Annotated in this window: 12 protein-coding genes; 8 read left to right on the top strand and 4 right to left on the bottom strand. The window is 55.9% G+C overall.

Features of this window, described 5'->3' with window-relative positions; all coding sequences use genetic code 11:
* Nucleotides 1–8: 8 nt before the first annotated feature.
* Together envZ and ompR are read right to left on the bottom strand one after the other, a co-directional pair.
* Nucleotides 9–1,361, bottom strand: coding sequence for a two-component system sensor histidine kinase EnvZ (gene envZ, locus C0557_RS24040; protein ID WP_208661693.1), 1,353 nt, complete (start codon nucleotides 1,359–1,361; stop codon nucleotides 9–11).
* The gene (gene ompR / locus C0557_RS24045; protein ID WP_001157751.1) at nucleotides 1,358–2,077 is read right to left on the bottom strand and encodes a two-component system response regulator OmpR; all 720 of its coding nucleotides are present in this window, start codon (nucleotides 2,075–2,077) and stop codon (nucleotides 1,358–1,360) included. Before ompR ends, envZ begins: the two co-directional genes overlap by 4 nt.
* Nucleotides 2,078–2,304: 227 nt before the next feature.
* Between ompR and greB the strand changes: the two genes are divergently transcribed.
* The 5 genes from greB (at nucleotide 2,305) to feoC (ending at nucleotide 8,539) form a co-directional block, all read left to right on the top strand.
* Complete coding sequence (greB, locus tag C0557_RS24050) at nucleotides 2,305–2,778, top strand: transcription elongation factor GreB (protein WP_035888949.1); 474 nt, start codon at nucleotides 2,305–2,307, stop codon at nucleotides 2,776–2,778.
* A 99-nt stretch (nucleotides 2,779–2,877) separates the two neighbouring features.
* Complete coding sequence (locus C0557_RS24055; RefSeq protein ID WP_208663104.1) at nucleotides 2,878–5,217, top strand: Tex family protein; 2,340 nt, start codon at nucleotides 2,878–2,880, stop codon at nucleotides 5,215–5,217.
* A gap of 492 nt (nucleotides 5,218–5,709) precedes the next feature.
* Nucleotides 5,710–5,937 carry a ferrous iron transporter A gene (gene feoA, locus C0557_RS24060; RefSeq protein WP_208661695.1) on the top strand — a complete coding sequence of 76 codons (228 nt, stop codon included), beginning with the start codon at nucleotides 5,710–5,712 and terminating at the stop codon, nucleotides 5,935–5,937.
* A 32-nt stretch (nucleotides 5,938–5,969) separates the two neighbouring features.
* Nucleotides 5,970–8,288, top strand: a complete 2,319-nt coding sequence (gene feoB, locus C0557_RS24065) for a Fe(2+) transporter permease subunit FeoB (protein WP_208661697.1) — start codon at nucleotides 5,970–5,972, stop codon at nucleotides 8,286–8,288.
* Between the two features lie 11 nt (nucleotides 8,289–8,299).
* Nucleotides 8,300–8,539 (top strand): [Fe-S]-dependent transcriptional repressor FeoC, encoded by a 240-nt coding sequence (gene feoC, locus C0557_RS24070; RefSeq protein ID WP_208661699.1) that lies wholly within the window; start codon nucleotides 8,300–8,302, stop codon nucleotides 8,537–8,539.
* A gap of 33 nt (nucleotides 8,540–8,572) precedes the next feature.
* Here feoC and bioH read toward each other — a convergent pair whose 3' ends face one another.
* Nucleotides 8,573–9,343 (bottom strand): pimeloyl-ACP methyl ester esterase BioH, encoded by a 771-nt coding sequence (bioH, locus tag C0557_RS24075; protein WP_208661701.1) that lies wholly within the window; start codon nucleotides 9,341–9,343, stop codon nucleotides 8,573–8,575.
* 38 nt (nucleotides 9,344–9,381) lie between these two features.
* On the opposite strand from bioH, the gene gntX reads away from it, so the two are divergent.
* The 3 genes from gntX to gntT all read left to right on the top strand — a co-directional run bounded on the left by gntX (nucleotide 9,382) and on the right by gntT (nucleotide 12,453).
* Complete coding sequence (gntX, locus tag C0557_RS24080; protein ID WP_208661703.1) at nucleotides 9,382–10,056, top strand: DNA utilization protein GntX; 675 nt, start codon at nucleotides 9,382–9,384, stop codon at nucleotides 10,054–10,056.
* A gap of 58 nt (nucleotides 10,057–10,114) precedes the next feature.
* On the top strand, nucleotides 10,115–10,690 hold the full coding sequence (gene nfuA, locus C0557_RS24085; protein ID WP_208661705.1) for a Fe-S biogenesis protein NfuA: 576 nt from the start codon (nucleotides 10,115–10,117) through the stop codon (nucleotides 10,688–10,690).
* Nucleotides 10,691–11,136: 446 nt separating this feature from the next.
* The gene (gene gntT / locus C0557_RS24090; RefSeq protein WP_208661707.1) at nucleotides 11,137–12,453 is read left to right on the top strand and encodes a gluconate transporter; all 1,317 of its coding nucleotides are present in this window, start codon (nucleotides 11,137–11,139) and stop codon (nucleotides 12,451–12,453) included.
* A gap of 215 nt (nucleotides 12,454–12,668) precedes the next feature.
* Here the strand turns inward: gntT and malQ are convergent, their stop codons facing one another.
* Nucleotides 12,669–14,756, bottom strand: coding sequence for a 4-alpha-glucanotransferase (gene malQ, locus C0557_RS24095; RefSeq protein ID WP_208661709.1), 2,088 nt, complete (start codon nucleotides 14,754–14,756; stop codon nucleotides 12,669–12,671).
* Nucleotides 14,757–14,765: the final 9 nt, after the last annotated feature.

Genomic DNA, 14,765 nt, shown 5'->3' on the forward strand with positions numbered 1-14,765 from the left:
GGGTTTTTTTATGCTTCTTTGGTGGGTCCGCTCAGGCGAACAACCGGAATTGGCAGCCAGGCGCGAATCGACAATCCGCCGCGCTCGCTGGTGCCTAACTCCAGCAGGCCGTTATGGTTATCGATAATTCGCTGCACGATAGCCAGGCCTAAACCGGTGCCGCTGGTGCTACGCGCGCTGTCGCCGCGAACAAACGGCTGGAACAGATGTTCACGCTGTTCAGGTTTAATCCCCGGCCCGTCATCCTCAACCTGGAACCAGGCGCGATTCAGTTCAGTACCGCTGCTGACTTTGATCCAACCGTTACCGTAGCGCGCCGCATTTACCACCATATTGGCGACTGCGCGCTTAATGGAGAGCGGATGCATGCGTACAAAGATCTCGCCGTCGTTCAGACCGGTTTCGATCTCACGTTCGTAACCGCTTTCAGCAGCGATGACCTCGCCCAGCACAGCATTCAGATCCGCCACTTCCATCGGCATCTCCTGGCCGGTACGCAGGTAATCGATAAACTGCTCGATGATCGCGTTACACTCTTCGATATCTTTATTAATCGATTCAGAGAGATAACCATCTTCTTCCGCCATCATCTCCGTCGCCAGGCGGATACGCGTCAGCGGCGTGCGTAAATCATGGCTCACCCCGGCCATCAGCAGCGTGCGATCGTCCGCCAATTGTTTCACCCCGGCAGCCATCTGGTTAAAAGCGCGGGTGACGGAACGAACTTCTGATGCGCCGTACTCACGCAGCGGCGGCGGAATATGCCCTCGCCCAACCTTCAGCGCCGCGTGTTCAAGGTCAACCAGCGGTCGGTTCTGAATACGAATAAAGAGCCAGGCGCCGCCTATCGCCAGCAGCATAATCGCCAGCGTGTAGCGGAACAGCGGCGAAAAATCGCCCTGGTGGATTTCCGTCAGCGGCACGCGCACCCAGATATTGGGCGACAGCCAGGTTTTCAGCCACACCACCGGAGAGCTTTTGTTCACCTCAACACGCACTTCGGTCGGGCCGCCGAGCTGCTGCGCCATCTGCTGACTTAAGAATTCATAGTGCTGCGCCCAGCGCAGACCCGCGTCTTCCGCCGCTTCATTGGAATAGAGAGAAATGCCCAGTTCGCGGTAAATTTCACGACGAAACGCGGGTGGCACCACCAGTTGCGTCCCATCCTCCAGTTGCAGTTTGTCGGTCATCAGCATACGAACTTCGTAAGCGAGCACCTTATTAAACTGCTGGAGGCTGGGCAAAATGGCGAAATTCAGCACCACAAGGTATGTCGTCACCAGGCTGACGAACAGCAAGGTGACGATAAGCAACAGCGTTCGGGCAAATGAACTTCGCGGCGAGAAGCGCACGCGCATCATGCTTTAGAACCGTCCGGCACAAATACGTAGCCCAGGCCCCAAACGGTCTGGATATAGCGCGGATGCGCCGGATCTTCTTCCACCATGCGGCGCAGGCGGGAGATCTGCACGTCGATGGAACGTTCCATTGCTGAATACTCGCGACCGCGCGCCAGATTCATCAGCTTGTCGCGGGAGAGCGGCTCGCGCGGGTGGCTAACCAGTGCTTTCAGCACGGCAAACTCACCGCTGGTTAACGGCATCGGCTCATCTTCACGGAACATCTCGCGCGTGCCGAGGTTCAGTTTGAACTTACCAAACGCAATGACCGCTTCTTCCTGCGACGGTGCGCCCGGCAGTTCATTCGCCTGACGACGCAGTACCGCGCGGATACGCGCCAGCAGTTCACGTGGGTTAAACGGTTTCGGAATATAGTCGTCGGCGCCGATTTCCAGGCCAACAATACGGTCCACTTCTTCCCCTTTTGCCGTCACCATAATGATCGGCATCGGGTTGCTCTGGCTACGCAGGCGGCGGCAGATGGAGAGACCATCTTCGCCCGGCAGCATCAGATCCAGCACCATCAGGTGGAAAGATTCACGGGTTAACAACCGATCCATTTGTTCGGCGTTAGCCACGCTACGAACCTGGAAGCCCTGCTCGGTAAGGTAACGCTCAAGTAATGCGCGCAGACGCATGTCGTCATCCACTACCAGAATCTTATAATTCTCTTGCATTGTTTATACTCCCAAAGGTTCCGAAATTTCTGTTTCCGTATTCTAAAAAAGTGCGCGTTAACGACCAGCAAAATCTGGTATAAATTCTAGTCGAAATTGTTACAAAGCATATTTAACAGCAAGTTATATGCATTCAACATCACATAAAACATGATTAATCCGCACTTTACGCAATACCGTTTGTAAAGTCTGTACATCAAAGCGTGTCACAAAGAGAAGGCCGAAGTATGAAAACGCCCCTGATCACCCGCGAAGGTTATGACAAACTGAAGCAGGAACTCGATTTTCTCTGGCGTCAGGAGCGCCCGGAAGTCACGAAAAAAGTGACCTGGGCAGCAAGCCTGGGCGATCGCAGCGAAAACGCTGATTATCAGTACAACAAAAAACGCCTGCGCGAAATAGACCGCCGGGTGCGTTATCTGACGAAATGTCTGGAAAACCTGAAAATCGTTGATTATTCACCGCAACAGGAGGGCAAAGTCTTCTTTGGCGCATGGGTGGAGATCGAAAACGATGACGGCGATACTCTGCGCTTTCGCATCGTCGGCTACGATGAGATCTTTGGCCGCAAGGATTACATCTCTATCGATTCGCCGATGGCCCGCGCCCTGCTGAAAAAAGAAGCCGGCGATGTGGCGGTCGTACAAACACCGGGCGGCGAAGCCACCTGGTACGTCAATGAAATCGAATATGTGAAATAACCGCCACAGAACAATCCAGGAACCACCCCGGCGGCTGGCATTTTACAGTGCCAGTCCGTATAACTATCCGCTGATTTTGTTCAGAAGATGATGAAAGAAATGATGAATGATTCGCTCTGCCGCATTATTGCGGGTGAACTTCAGGCACGAACCGAACAGGTGGAATCCGCCGTTCGCCTGCTTGATGAAGGGAATACCGTGCCGTTTATCGCGCGCTACCGTAAAGAGGTCACCGGCGGTCTGGACGACACGCAATTGCGTCAGCTCGAAACCCGCCTTGGTTACCTGCGCGAGCTGGAAGAGCGCCGCCAGGCAATCCTGAAATCGATTGGCGAGCAGGGAAAACTCAGCGATGAACTGGCAAAAGCCATCAACGGTACGCTGAGCAAAACCGAACTCGAAGACCTCTATCTGCCTTACAAACCGAAGCGTCGCACGCGCGGGCAAATCGCGATTGAAGCCGGTCTCGAACCGCTGGCCGACCAACTGTGGAATGACCCGTCACAGAATCCGGAAACGCTGGCCGCCACGTTTGTGGATGCGGATAAAGGTGTTGCCGACAGCAAAGCGGCGCTGGATGGCGCGCGTTATATCCTGATGGAGCGCTTCGCTGAGGATGCGGCCCTGCTGGCGAAAGTCCGTGACTATCTGTGGAAAAACGCCCATCTCGTGGCGACGGTGGTTAGCGGCAAAGAGGAAGAAGGCGCGAAATTCCGCGACTATTTCGATCATCACGAACCGGTTTCTACTGTGCCTTCGCACCGCGCGCTGGCGATGTTCCGCGGGCGTAATGAGGGCGTGCTGCAACTGGCGCTGAATGCCGATCCGCAGTTTGACGAGCCACCGAAAGAGAGCCATTGCGAGCAGATTATTATCGACCATCTCGGCCTGCGCCTGAATAACGCCCCGGCAGACAGCTGGCGCCGTAGCGTCGTGAGCTGGACGTGGCGCATTAAAGTCCTGATGCACCTTGAAACGGAATTAATGGGCACTGTGCGCGAACGCGCAGAAGATGAAGCGATTAACGTCTTCGCCCGTAACCTGCACGATCTGCTGATGGCCGCACCGGCCGGGCTGCGCGCAACAATGGGGCTCGATCCGGGCCTGCGTACAGGCGTAAAAGTGGCGGTGGTCGATGCTACCGGCAAACTGGTCGCCACCGACACGATTTACCCGCACACCGGGCAGGCCGCGAAAGCGGCGGTTGCCGTGGCGGCGCTGTGCGAGAAACACAACGTCGAACTGGTGGCGATCGGTAACGGTACGGCATCGCGCGAGACCGAGCGTTTCTACCTCGATGTGCAGAAACAGTTCCCGAAAGTGACCGCGCAAAAAGTGATTGTCAGCGAAGCGGGCGCGTCAGTCTACTCCGCTTCCGAGCTGGCGGCGCTGGAATTCCCGGATCTCGACGTTTCTCTGCGCGGCGCGGTGTCTATCGCCCGCCGTTTACAGGATCCACTGGCGGAGCTGGTGAAAATCGACCCGAAATCAATCGGCGTTGGCCAGTATCAGCATGACGTCAGCCAGACACAGCTGGCGCGTAAACTCGATGCGGTGGTTGAAGACTGCGTAAACGCCGTCGGCGTTGATCTGAATACCGCCTCGGTACCGCTGCTGACGCGCGTGGCCGGTTTAACCCGCATGATGGCGCAAAATATTGTCTCCTGGCGCGATGAAAACGGTCAGTTCCAGAACCGCCAGCAACTGCTAAAAGTGAGCCGCCTTGGGCCGAAAGCCTTTGAACAGTGCGCGGGCTTCCTGCGTATTAACCACGGTGACAACCCGCTGGATGCTTCCACCGTTCACCCGGAAACCTATCCGGTGGTTGAGCGAATTCTGGCGGCAACCGCACAGTCCCTGCGCGATCTGATGGGCAACAGCGCCGAGTTACGTAAGCTGAAACCGTCCGAGTTTACCGACGAGCAGTTCGGCGTGCCGACCGTCACCGACATCATCAAAGAGCTGGAGAAACCGGGCCGCGATCCGCGTCCGGAGTTCAAAACCGCGACCTTCGCCGAAGGCATCGAAACGATGAACGATCTGTTGCCGGGCATGGTGCTGGAAGGCGCAGTGACCAACGTCACCAACTTTGGTGCGTTCGTTGATATCGGCGTGCATCAGGACGGGCTGGTGCATATCTCCTCGCTGGCGGATAAGTTCGTTGAAGATCCGCATACGGTGGTGAAAGCGGGCGATATCGTGAAGGTGAAAGTGCTGGAAGTCGATCTGCCGCGTAAACGTATCGCATTAACCATGCGTCTGGACGAACAACCGGGCGACAGCAACAGCCGTCGCGGCAGTGGTAATGGTGGTAGTCGCGATGCCGGTAACCGGAACAGTGCACGCCCGGCGAAATCACCACGGGATCGCAACCCTCAACCCGGCGGCAACAGCGCAATGATGGATGCGCTGGCGGCGGCGATGGGTAAAAAACGCTAATCCTGTCCCCTCTCTTGCGGGAGAGGGGTTATTTTTTGTGCACCACCGTCGAAAAAACGCAATTTTCTCAGCGCTATTACTCACAGAGATTTATTAACTTATTATTTTTGTTGGCGATTGATATTCAAAATTATTAATCAATTTACTGCTATTGTATTTATTGATCGGAATTTATATCAGCGGACTTTCGGCCCGCTTTACATTTCAAACATTAATAAAACATTAAGATCCCGATATAAATAACAATTATTTATTTCCTGTTAATCTTTTACTGCACTGCGCAAAATTCAGAACCCAGCACATTTTTGAGCTACGTCAAAACAAAATCGAATTTTTATTTCCTCTCCCGTTCTGACGCATTTTTATTATTGATGATAAAAACTATTCTCATTATCATTGTTCTCGTTGGTTATTCTTTACTCTTCACTGGCTCACGGTGCGTCGTGATGGCGTATGGCAAACATCGGCTCGCAGCAAAAATAAGTAGGCACTATGCATTTCTCTCCTGACAGCGTGTGGAAAATTACCGGCTTCTCACAGCAAATAAGCCCGGCCTGGCGGCAAAAACTCCTGTCATTAGGTATGTTGCCCGGCTCATCTTTTAATGTGGTACGGGTGGCGCCATTAGGCGATCCCATTCATATCGAAACCCGCCGCGTTAATTTAGTGTTACGGAAAAAAGATCTCGCTTTTCTCGAACTGGAAGCAATTTCCCGTTAACCGGTCAGCTATGACATAGAGTGCTAAGTAAAATGAAAAAATTGACCATTGGTTTAATTGGTAATCCTAATTCTGGCAAGACAACATTATTCAATCAGTTAACGGGGGCGCGCCAGCGGGTTGGAAACTGGTCTGGCGTGACGGTAGAGCGCAAAGAGGGCTTTTTCACCACAACCGATCACCAGGTTACGCTGGTTGACCTGCCAGGCACCTATTCGCTGACCACCATTTCGGCGCAAACATCGCTGGATGAGCAGATTGCCTGTCACTACATTTTGAGCGGTGATGCCGATCTGCTGATCAACGTGGTGGATGCCTCGAATCTTGAACGCAATCTTTATCTGACACTGCAACTGCTGGAGCTGGGCGTACCGTGCATCATCGCCCTTAACATGCTGGATATCGCTGAAAAGCAAAAAGTGCGCATCGATATTGATGCCCTTTCAGCCCGCCTTGGCTGCCCGGTGATCCCGCTGGTATCAACACGTGGTCGCGGTATTGAAGCGCTGAAGCTGGCGGTGGATCGTCATCGCGCAAATGACAATATCGAACTGGTGCATTACGCCCAACCGCTTTCCCGTGAAGCCGACGCGCTGGCCGCGCAAATGCCAGATGAGCTTCCGCCGCAGCAGCGCCGCTGGATGGGCCTGCAAATCCTCGAGGGTGATATCTACAGCCGCGCGAACTCGGGCATCAACAACCAGCAATTCGACGCTGCACTCGCCCGTCTGAAAGATGGGATGGACGATCCGGCGCTGCATATTGCCGATGCGCGTTATCAATCGATTGCCGCCATCTGCGATACCGTCAGCAACACCTTAACGGCCGAGCCGAGCCAGTTTACCGCAGCCGTTGACCGCATTGTGATCAACCGCTTTTTGGGTCTGCCGATCTTTCTGTTCGTCATGTATCTGATGTTCCTGTTCGCCATCAACATTGGCGGCGCGTTCCAGCCGATCTTCGACGCCGGTTCAGTGGCGATTTTTATCCATGGCATTCAGTGGCTGGGCGCCACGCTGCACTTCCCGGAATGGCTGACAGTCTTCCTGGCGCAGGGGCTCGGCGGCGGGGTGAATACCGTACTGCCGCTGGTGCCGCAGCTTGGCATGATGTACCTGTTTATGTCATTCCTCGAAGATTCCGGTTATATGGCGCGCGCGGCCTTTGTGATGGACCGGCTGATGCAATCGTTGGGGTTGCCGGGAAAATCCTTTGTGCCGCTGATTGTGGGTTTTGGCTGCAACGTACCGTCAGTGATGGGCGCCCGCACGCTGGATGCCCCGCGTGAACGGTTAATTACTATCATGATGGCGCCGTTTATGTCCTGCGGCGCGCGCCTGGCCATTTTCGCCGTCTTCTCGGCGGCATTTTTCGGCCAGCATGGCGCGATCACCGTCTTCTCACTCTACGTGCTGGGGATTGTGATGGCGATCCTCACCGGCTTGATGTTGAAATTTACCCTGCTGCGCGGTGAAGCATCACCGTTCGTGATGGAGCTTCCGGTCTATCACGTACCGCATCTGAAAAGCCTGCTGCTGCAAACCTGGCAGCGCCTGAAAGGCTTTGTACTCCGCGCGGGTAAAGTCATCATCATCGTCAGCATTTTCCTCAGTGCGATGAATAGCTTCTCGCTGGATGGCCGTACGGTACATAAAATCGATGAATCTGCGCTGGCGTCGATCAGCCGGGTATTTACGCCGCTGCTGGAGCCGATTGGCGTGCATGGCGATCACTGGCAAGCCACTGTCGGCCTGGTCACCGGTGCGATGGCGAAAGAAGTGGTGGTGGGTACGCTGAATACACTCTATACCGCCGAAAATATTGAGCAAGCCGATTTTAATCCGGCGGAATTCAGCCTGAGCGGCGAACTGATTGCCGCGCTGGAAGATACCGCGAAGAGCGTGCGCGATACCTTCAGCCTGAGCGTGCTGGCCAACCCAATCGAAGCCAGTAAAGGCGACGGTGAAATGGCAACGGGCACGATGGGCGTAATGAGCCAGAAATTCGGCAGTGCAGCCGCCGCCTACAGCTACCTGATTTTCGTCCTGCTCTACGTGCCGTGCATTACCGCGATGGGCGCAATCGCCCGCGAAGCGAGCCGCGGCTGGATGGGCTTCTCGGTGCTGTGGGGGCTGAATATCGCCTACTCACTGGCAACGTTGTTTTATCAAAGTGTCACCTTTAACCAGCATCAACTCTACAGCCTGACCTGCATTCTGGCGGTTCTCCTGTTTAACGTGGTGGTGATTGGCGCGCTGCGCCGTGCCAGAAGCCGGGTGGATATCAGTACGCTGGCTACGCGTAAAACTGTCGCCAGTTGCTGTGACAGCCCGGCGGGCGACTGCCATTAAGGAGTGAAGCGATGGCATCATTACTTGAGATTCGCGATCTGCTGGCACTTCGGGGAAGAATGGATGCGCAGCAGTTGAGCAGCACGCTGCGCACGCCCAGAGCGATGATTGATGCCATGCTGGACCGCATGGAAGCGATGGGTAAAGTGATGCGTGTTCAGGAAGAGGCTACCGGTTGTTTGACCGGTAGCTGTAAACAGTGTCCTGAAGGAAAAAGCGCCTGCCAGCAGGAGTGGTGGACGCTGTGCTGAAGGCCCGATAAGCAGCACGCTACCGGGCAGCTTTCACAGCTTCGCTTTTAACGCCAGCAGGGTTTCGCAGAATTCGGCCGGATGCGAGATAAAAGGCGCATGCGCCGCTTTCGCAAACACTATCGATTCACTTGCAGGCCACATCGCATCCAGCACCGGCACGATTTTGCGCGGCACCAGCCCGTCGAGACGCCCGTAGAGGCGTAAAAACGGCAGCGTCAGCGATGATAATGCTTCGCGCAAATCCGCTGTTTTCAGGATTTCCAGCCCGCCGTTCAGCACCTCAGCAGAGGGCATTTCCAGCGACAGCACTGCGTTTTTTAGCTGACGTGCATCCTGCCTTGCGGTTTCCGTTCCCAGCGTTTGCAGCGCGAGAAAACGCTCGACGGTTCGCTGAAAATCCTCGCTCAACTGATGCTGAAAACCGGCCAGCACTTCGGGTTTAATGCCCGCCCATTCGCCCTGTGCGCTGAAACACGGCGAGGAAGCCACCGTCACCAGCGCGCTTACACGCTCCGGCGCCTGCAACGCCACGCGGCTGGCCACCAGCCCGCCAAGGCTCCAGCCCAGCCAGATCGCCCGTTCCGGCGCCTGAGCCAGAACAATTTCAACCATCTGCCCAAGCGATAACGGGCTAAATCCCGTACTTCTGCCATAGCCCGGCAAATCGACCAGATGCAGCGTAAAATGCGCACTCAGTTCCGGAGTTATGCAATCCCATACCTGGGCATTCAGTCCCCAGCCGTGCAGCAGCACAAGATGACAATCGCCTTCACCTTTGGTTTGCCACCAGATGTCTTTCATCCGCTATCGTTCTCTTTCTTCACACAAGGAGGTGGAACATGCTAACAGTGCCGGGCTTGTGCTGGCTATGCCGAATGCCGTTAATGCTCAGTCACTGGGGAATCTGTTCGGGCTGCGCCCGTGCGATGCAAATGCCGGGAAAAGTTTGCCCTTTGTGCGGTTTACCTGCGGCCCATGAAAATGTGCCCTGCGGCCGTTGCCTGCAAAAACCACCGCCCTGGCAGCGGCTCATCGCGGTGGGTGACTACGCGCCGCCGCTCAGTACGCTGGTACAGCAGTTTAAATTTCATCCGCGCCCGGAGCTTGCCAGCCCACTGGCGCGGCTATTGCTGCTCAGGGTGATACAGCGCGGTAAATGTCCGTTACCGGACCTGCTCCTCAGCGTTCCGCTACATGCCCGACGCCAGTGGCGGCGCGGGTTTAATCAAAGCGATTTGCTGTGCCGACCGCTGGCGCGCTGGCTGCCGTGCCGCTATTCGCGCACGGCGCTTAATCGTCTGCGGGCAACGCCGGTGCAGCATCATTTAAGCGCCAGGCTGCGCAGGCAGAACCTGAAAAATGCTTTTCGCCTTGAATTGCCAATAGCCGGGCTCCATATCGTTCTGGTGGATGATGTCGTCACGACTGGCAGCACTGTTGCGGAGATCTCCCGGCTGCTTTTGCGCAGCGGCGCAGCGACTGTTCAGGTCTGGTGCCTGTGTCGAACCTTGTAGACCCTCGATGATGGGCGTATTATAACCAAGTAAAATAGTCAACTATTAGGCCATTGCTATGATCCGTATTTCCGACGCTGCCCAGGCGCACTTTTCCAAACTGCTGGCAAATCAGGAAGAAGGGACACAAATTCGCGTATTTGTGATTAACCCAGGTACGCCAAATGCTGAATGCGGCGTCTCTTATTGCCCGCCAGATGCGGTTGAAGCGACCGATACCGCGCTGAAATTTGAACAACTGACTGCCTATGTCGATGAACTGAGCGCGCCGTATCTGGAAGATGCGGAAATTGATTTTGTGACCGATCAATTAGGTTCCCAGCTCACGCTGAAAGCGCCAAACGCTAAAATGCGTAAAGTTTCCGACGACGCGCCGCTGATGGAGCGCGTTGAGTACCTGCTGCAATCGCAAATCAACCCGCAGTTGGCTGGCCACGGCGGCCGCGTCACACTGATGGAGATCACCGATGAAGGCTTCGCCATTCTGCAATTTGGCGGCGGCTGCAACGGTTGCTCCATGGTCGACGTGACGCTGAAAGAGGGGATCGAGAAGCAGCTGCTGACCGAGTTCCCGGAACTGAAAGGCGTGCGCGATCTCACCGAGCACCAGCGCGGCGAGCACTCCTACTACTAAGCCTGTTCTGCAGAGCATTGCCCGGTAGCGTGAAAACGTGCCGGGCCTGCCTGTTATCAGGCTCGATCAACCGGTCCGTTTCCCTCGCACAAGGGTTATCTTCAGCATATCTCACCTGCACCCAATCCGTTTTCTCCCTGTTATCTCAGGCTGTTACCCGTATCTTTGCGCGCGTTTCCTGCCCTTTAAAACAAACTAGTTCCCCGGCGTTAATATGACGAATGTCTCAGATCTCACATTTAGATCGGTGGGGTGATTCTCTTTTCACAGATGTTACCCGTATCATTCCAGCCAGCACCAACAAGATAAAAACATCCGACTACAATTTTTAGCAATGGATGTTCAGCCGTAATGGTGCCGCAGTTCGCCCTTCCCGGTTCGGGAGCTTTTAGCGGCTGCCAAGAAACACTGACGTTACCCATAACAAATTAAAGGCCAGGTAAATCATGCCATTAGTCATTGTCGCTATCGGTGTTGCCCTCTTACTCCTGTTAATGATCCGTTTCAAACTCAACGGATTTATCGCTCTGATTCTGGTGGCGCTCGCCGTCGGGATGATGCAGGGCATGCCACTGGATGCCGTGATCAAATCGATTAAAGCGGGCGTCGGCGGTACGTTAGGCAGTCTTGCGCTGATCATGGGCTTCGGCGCCATGCTCGGCAAATTGCTGGCAGACTGCGGTGGCGCACAGCGCATCGCCACTACGCTTATCGAAAAGTTCGGCCGTAAATATATTCAATGGGCCGTTGTACTGACCGGTTTCACCGTCGGTTTCGCGCTGTTCTATGAAGTCGGTTTCGTGCTGTTGCTGCCGCTGGTATTTACTATCGCCGCCTCTGCACGTATTCCACTGCTGTATGTTGGCGTACCGATGGCGGCAGCCCTCTCCGTGACGCACGGCTTCCTGCCACCGCACCCGGGCCCGACTGCTATCGCAACCATCTTCCACGCAGATATGGGTAAAACGCTGCTGTACGGCACGCTGCTCGGTATCCCGACCGTGATCCTCGCAGGCCCGGTCTATGCGCGGTTCCTGAAAAGCATTGATAAGCCGATCCCGGAAGGCCTGTACAACTCCAAAACCTTTACCGAAGAAGAGATGCCAGGTTTCGGCGTCAGCGTCTGGACTTCCCTGGTGCCGGTGGTTCTGATGGCGCTGCGCGCGGTCGCGGAAATGCTGCTGCCGAAAGGCCATGCGATTCTGCCTTATGCAGAGTTCTTCGGCGACCCGGTGATGGCAACCATGATCGCGGTACTGATTGCGGTCTTCACTTTCGGTCTGAACCGTGGCCGTTCTATGGATGACATCAATGAAACGTTGACCTCATCCATCAAAATCATCGCCATGATGCTGTTGATCATCGGCGGCGGCGGCGCGTTCAAACAGGTGCTGGTTGATAGCGGCGTGGATAAATACATCGCTGCCATGATGCATTCCACGAACCTCTCTCCGCTGTTTATGGCCTGGTCGATTGCTGCGGTACTGCGTATTGCGCTGGGTTCCGCAACCGTTGCGGCTATTACCGCAGGCGGTATTGCCGCGCCGCTGATTGCCACCACCGGCGTCAGCCCGGAACTGATGGTGATCGCCGTTGGCTCCGGTAGCGTGATTTTCTCTCACGTTAACGATCCGGGCTTCTGGCTGTTCAAAGAGTATTTCAACCTGACCATCGGTGAGACCATGCGTTCATGGTCGGCGCTGGAAACCATTATCTCGGTGTGCGGCCTGGTGGGTTGTCTGTTGCTGGGAATGGTGGTCTGATTTTAATTGCCCGGTGGCGCTAACGCTTACCGGGCCTACAAAACTCCGTAAGCCGGATAAGGCGGAGCCGCCATCCAATAAATTGCCCGGTGGCGCTAACGCTTACCGGGCCTACATAACCCGTAGGTCGGATAAGGCGAAGCCGCCATCCGGCAAAGTAGCCAGAGAGCTACGCTTACAGGACAACAAATAGCCCGGATATCCGGGCTTTTTTATTAACGCTTTCCTGCGGCTTTGCGCCGTCGGTCAAGATCTTTAATCAGCTTGTTAACCTTCTCATCGCTGAACATCGCTTCCAGCGGCACCGATAGCTTACGTCGCCAGTTTTTGTACTGATAACTGGTGCCCGGAATGTTCACCGGCCCCGGCATATCCAGCCAGTCTTCCGGCTGCAACCCCAGTAATGCGCTGTTGCTGTCGGCAATATAGCGTTGCATCCCGCGATTGAGGATCGCCGTCATTGGCATGCGCGACGCTTTATGCCCGGCGCGCTTCGGCAGGCAACCGTGCTGATGTAGCGCATCCAGCAGCCCCTGCTTCGCCCGCTCGCGATCCTGATACAAACCGCGCAGTATCACTTCATCGGGGTATAACCCCAGCGTTTTGCCGAGAGTTAAATCGCCGCTCTCCCAGTAACCGCGCAGAGTTGGAAGATCGTGCGTCGTCGCTACCGCCATCGACTGCTGCGGCCAGGCCTGCGGCGCGCGGAAGTTTTTCTGATGATCGTTTTCGAAGTAGAGCACTTTGTAGGAGTAGACGCCGCTGCTGCGCAGCTTGCCGACAATCTCTACCGGCACGGTTCCCAGATCTTCGCCAATCACCATGCACTGATGCCGCTGGCTTTCCAGCGCCAGAATGGCCAGCAGGTCATCCACCGGATATTGCACGTAAGCGCCGTGATCCGCCGTTTCGCCGTACGGGATCCACCACAGACGCAGCATCGACATAACATGGTCGATACGTAACGCGCCGCAGCTGGTCATATTGGCACGCAGCAGATCGATGAATGGCGCATAGGCGCGCGCCCGCATCACGTGCGGATCCATCGGCGGCAGCCCCCAGTTTTGCCCGAGCGGCCCCAGAATATCCGGCGGCGCGCCGACGGAAGCTTTCAGACAGTACAGCTCGCGATCGCACCAGGTTTCCGCGCCGCCTTCCGCCACGCCGACTGCCAGATCGCGGTAGAGGCCGATGGGCATTGCATTGTGCTGGCTGGTTTCCCAGCACTCAGCAAACTGGGTATAAGCCAGCCACTGCAACCAGAGATAAAAATCGACCTCATCAGCATGCGCCTTGCAGAAGGCTTTTACCTGCGGGCTGCGGGTAGATTGATACCCTTCCGGCCATACCGGCCAGCCCCAGCGCAGCACATCTTCTTTCACCTGATTCGCATGCAGCGCGTCAAACGCAGCCTGCCAGTAGAGGCTTTCGCCCTGCTGTTCAACAAAGTGGCGGAACGCGGCTTGCTGCGCGTCATCGTCCGCACGCTGGCGGAAACGTCGCCATGCGAGGCTCAGCGCCGCCAGTTTCAGCGCCGTCACCGACGCGTAATCCACCCACTCCGCATCGCGCGCAGCGCGCAACGTTTGTTGAGTGGTGGGAAGTTGCCACCATGCCTGCGCCTCTTCGCTGTCGCGGAAATCCGTCACTGCGTTAACGTCGATGTAGATAATATTCAGCCAGCGCCGTGATGAAGGGCTATATGGACTGGCGCTCTCCGGATTCGCCGGGTAGAGCGCGTGGATCGGGTTGAGGCCAATAAATGCCCCGCCGCGCTGTGCCACATCGCCGAGCATCTTTTTCAGGTCGCCGAAATCCCCTATCCCCCAGTTATCATTTGAGCGCAGGGTGTAGAGCTGAACGCAGGCGCCCCACAACTTTTTCCCTTCCAGCAGAGCCTGAGGTTCATAGCAGCGGGCAGGCGCGATGATCAATCGGCACTGCCAGCGCTGCTTCTGCTGTTCCAGCGTCAGCGTGTGATAGCCCAGCGCCAGACCGCCTGGCAACGGCAGATTTTCTCCGCCGTTTACCTGGCCCTGATACTGCTTGCCGGCTTCCGTGACCAGTTGCCACTGGAAACTCCCCTTGCCTGCCACCGGCAAGGTTTTCTTTTTGCCGTGAATAAACACCTGCACAGCAGGAACCGGCGGTACGCTGAGCGCCGTTGCGTTTGCGGCGTGCATTGCCGCCAGCAAACGCTGTTTTGTCTGCGCCGTAATGGACTGCGGCTTACCGTGCGCATTGATGTAGTTTGGGCTGATCCCCGCCGCCAGTGCGGCCTGTTCCAGACGTTTACTCTCCATCGCCCTTCC

The sequence above is a fragment of the Kosakonia sp. MUSA4 genome, from assembly GCF_013085925.1.
Lineage (GTDB): Bacteria > Pseudomonadota > Gammaproteobacteria > Enterobacterales > Enterobacteriaceae > Kosakonia > Kosakonia sacchari_B.

Excerpts from the sequence above, each read along its gene's own strand:
- nfuA (WP_208661705.1), top strand. The coding sequence starts at position 10,115 with ATGATCCGTATTTCCGACGCTGCCCAGGCGCACTTTTCCAAACTGCTG.
- gntT (WP_208661707.1), top strand. The coding sequence starts at position 11,137 with ATGCCATTAGTCATTGTCGCTATCGGTGTTGCCCTCTTACTCCTGTTA.
- C0557_RS24055 (WP_208663104.1), top strand. The coding sequence starts at position 2,878 with ATGATGAATGATTCGCTCTGCCGCATTATTGCGGGTGAACTTCAGGCA.
- envZ (WP_208661693.1), bottom strand. The coding sequence starts at position 1,361 with ATGATGCGCGTGCGCTTCTCGCCGCGAAGTTCATTTGCCCGAACGCTG.
- malQ (WP_208661709.1), bottom strand. The coding sequence starts at position 14,756 with ATGGAGAGTAAACGTCTGGAACAGGCCGCACTGGCGGCGGGGATCAGC.
- bioH (WP_208661701.1), bottom strand. The coding sequence starts at position 9,343 with ATGAAAGACATCTGGTGGCAAACCAAAGGTGAAGGCGATTGTCATCTT.
- ompR (WP_001157751.1), bottom strand. The coding sequence starts at position 2,077 with ATGCAAGAGAATTATAAGATTCTGGTAGTGGATGACGACATGCGTCTG.
- feoB (WP_208661697.1), top strand. The coding sequence starts at position 5,970 with ATGAAAAAATTGACCATTGGTTTAATTGGTAATCCTAATTCTGGCAAG.
- gntX (WP_208661703.1), top strand. The coding sequence starts at position 9,382 with ATGCTAACAGTGCCGGGCTTGTGCTGGCTATGCCGAATGCCGTTAATG.
- feoC (WP_208661699.1), top strand. The coding sequence starts at position 8,300 with ATGGCATCATTACTTGAGATTCGCGATCTGCTGGCACTTCGGGGAAGA.
- feoA (WP_208661695.1), top strand. The coding sequence starts at position 5,710 with ATGCATTTCTCTCCTGACAGCGTGTGGAAAATTACCGGCTTCTCACAG.
- greB (WP_035888949.1), top strand. The coding sequence starts at position 2,305 with ATGAAAACGCCCCTGATCACCCGCGAAGGTTATGACAAACTGAAGCAG.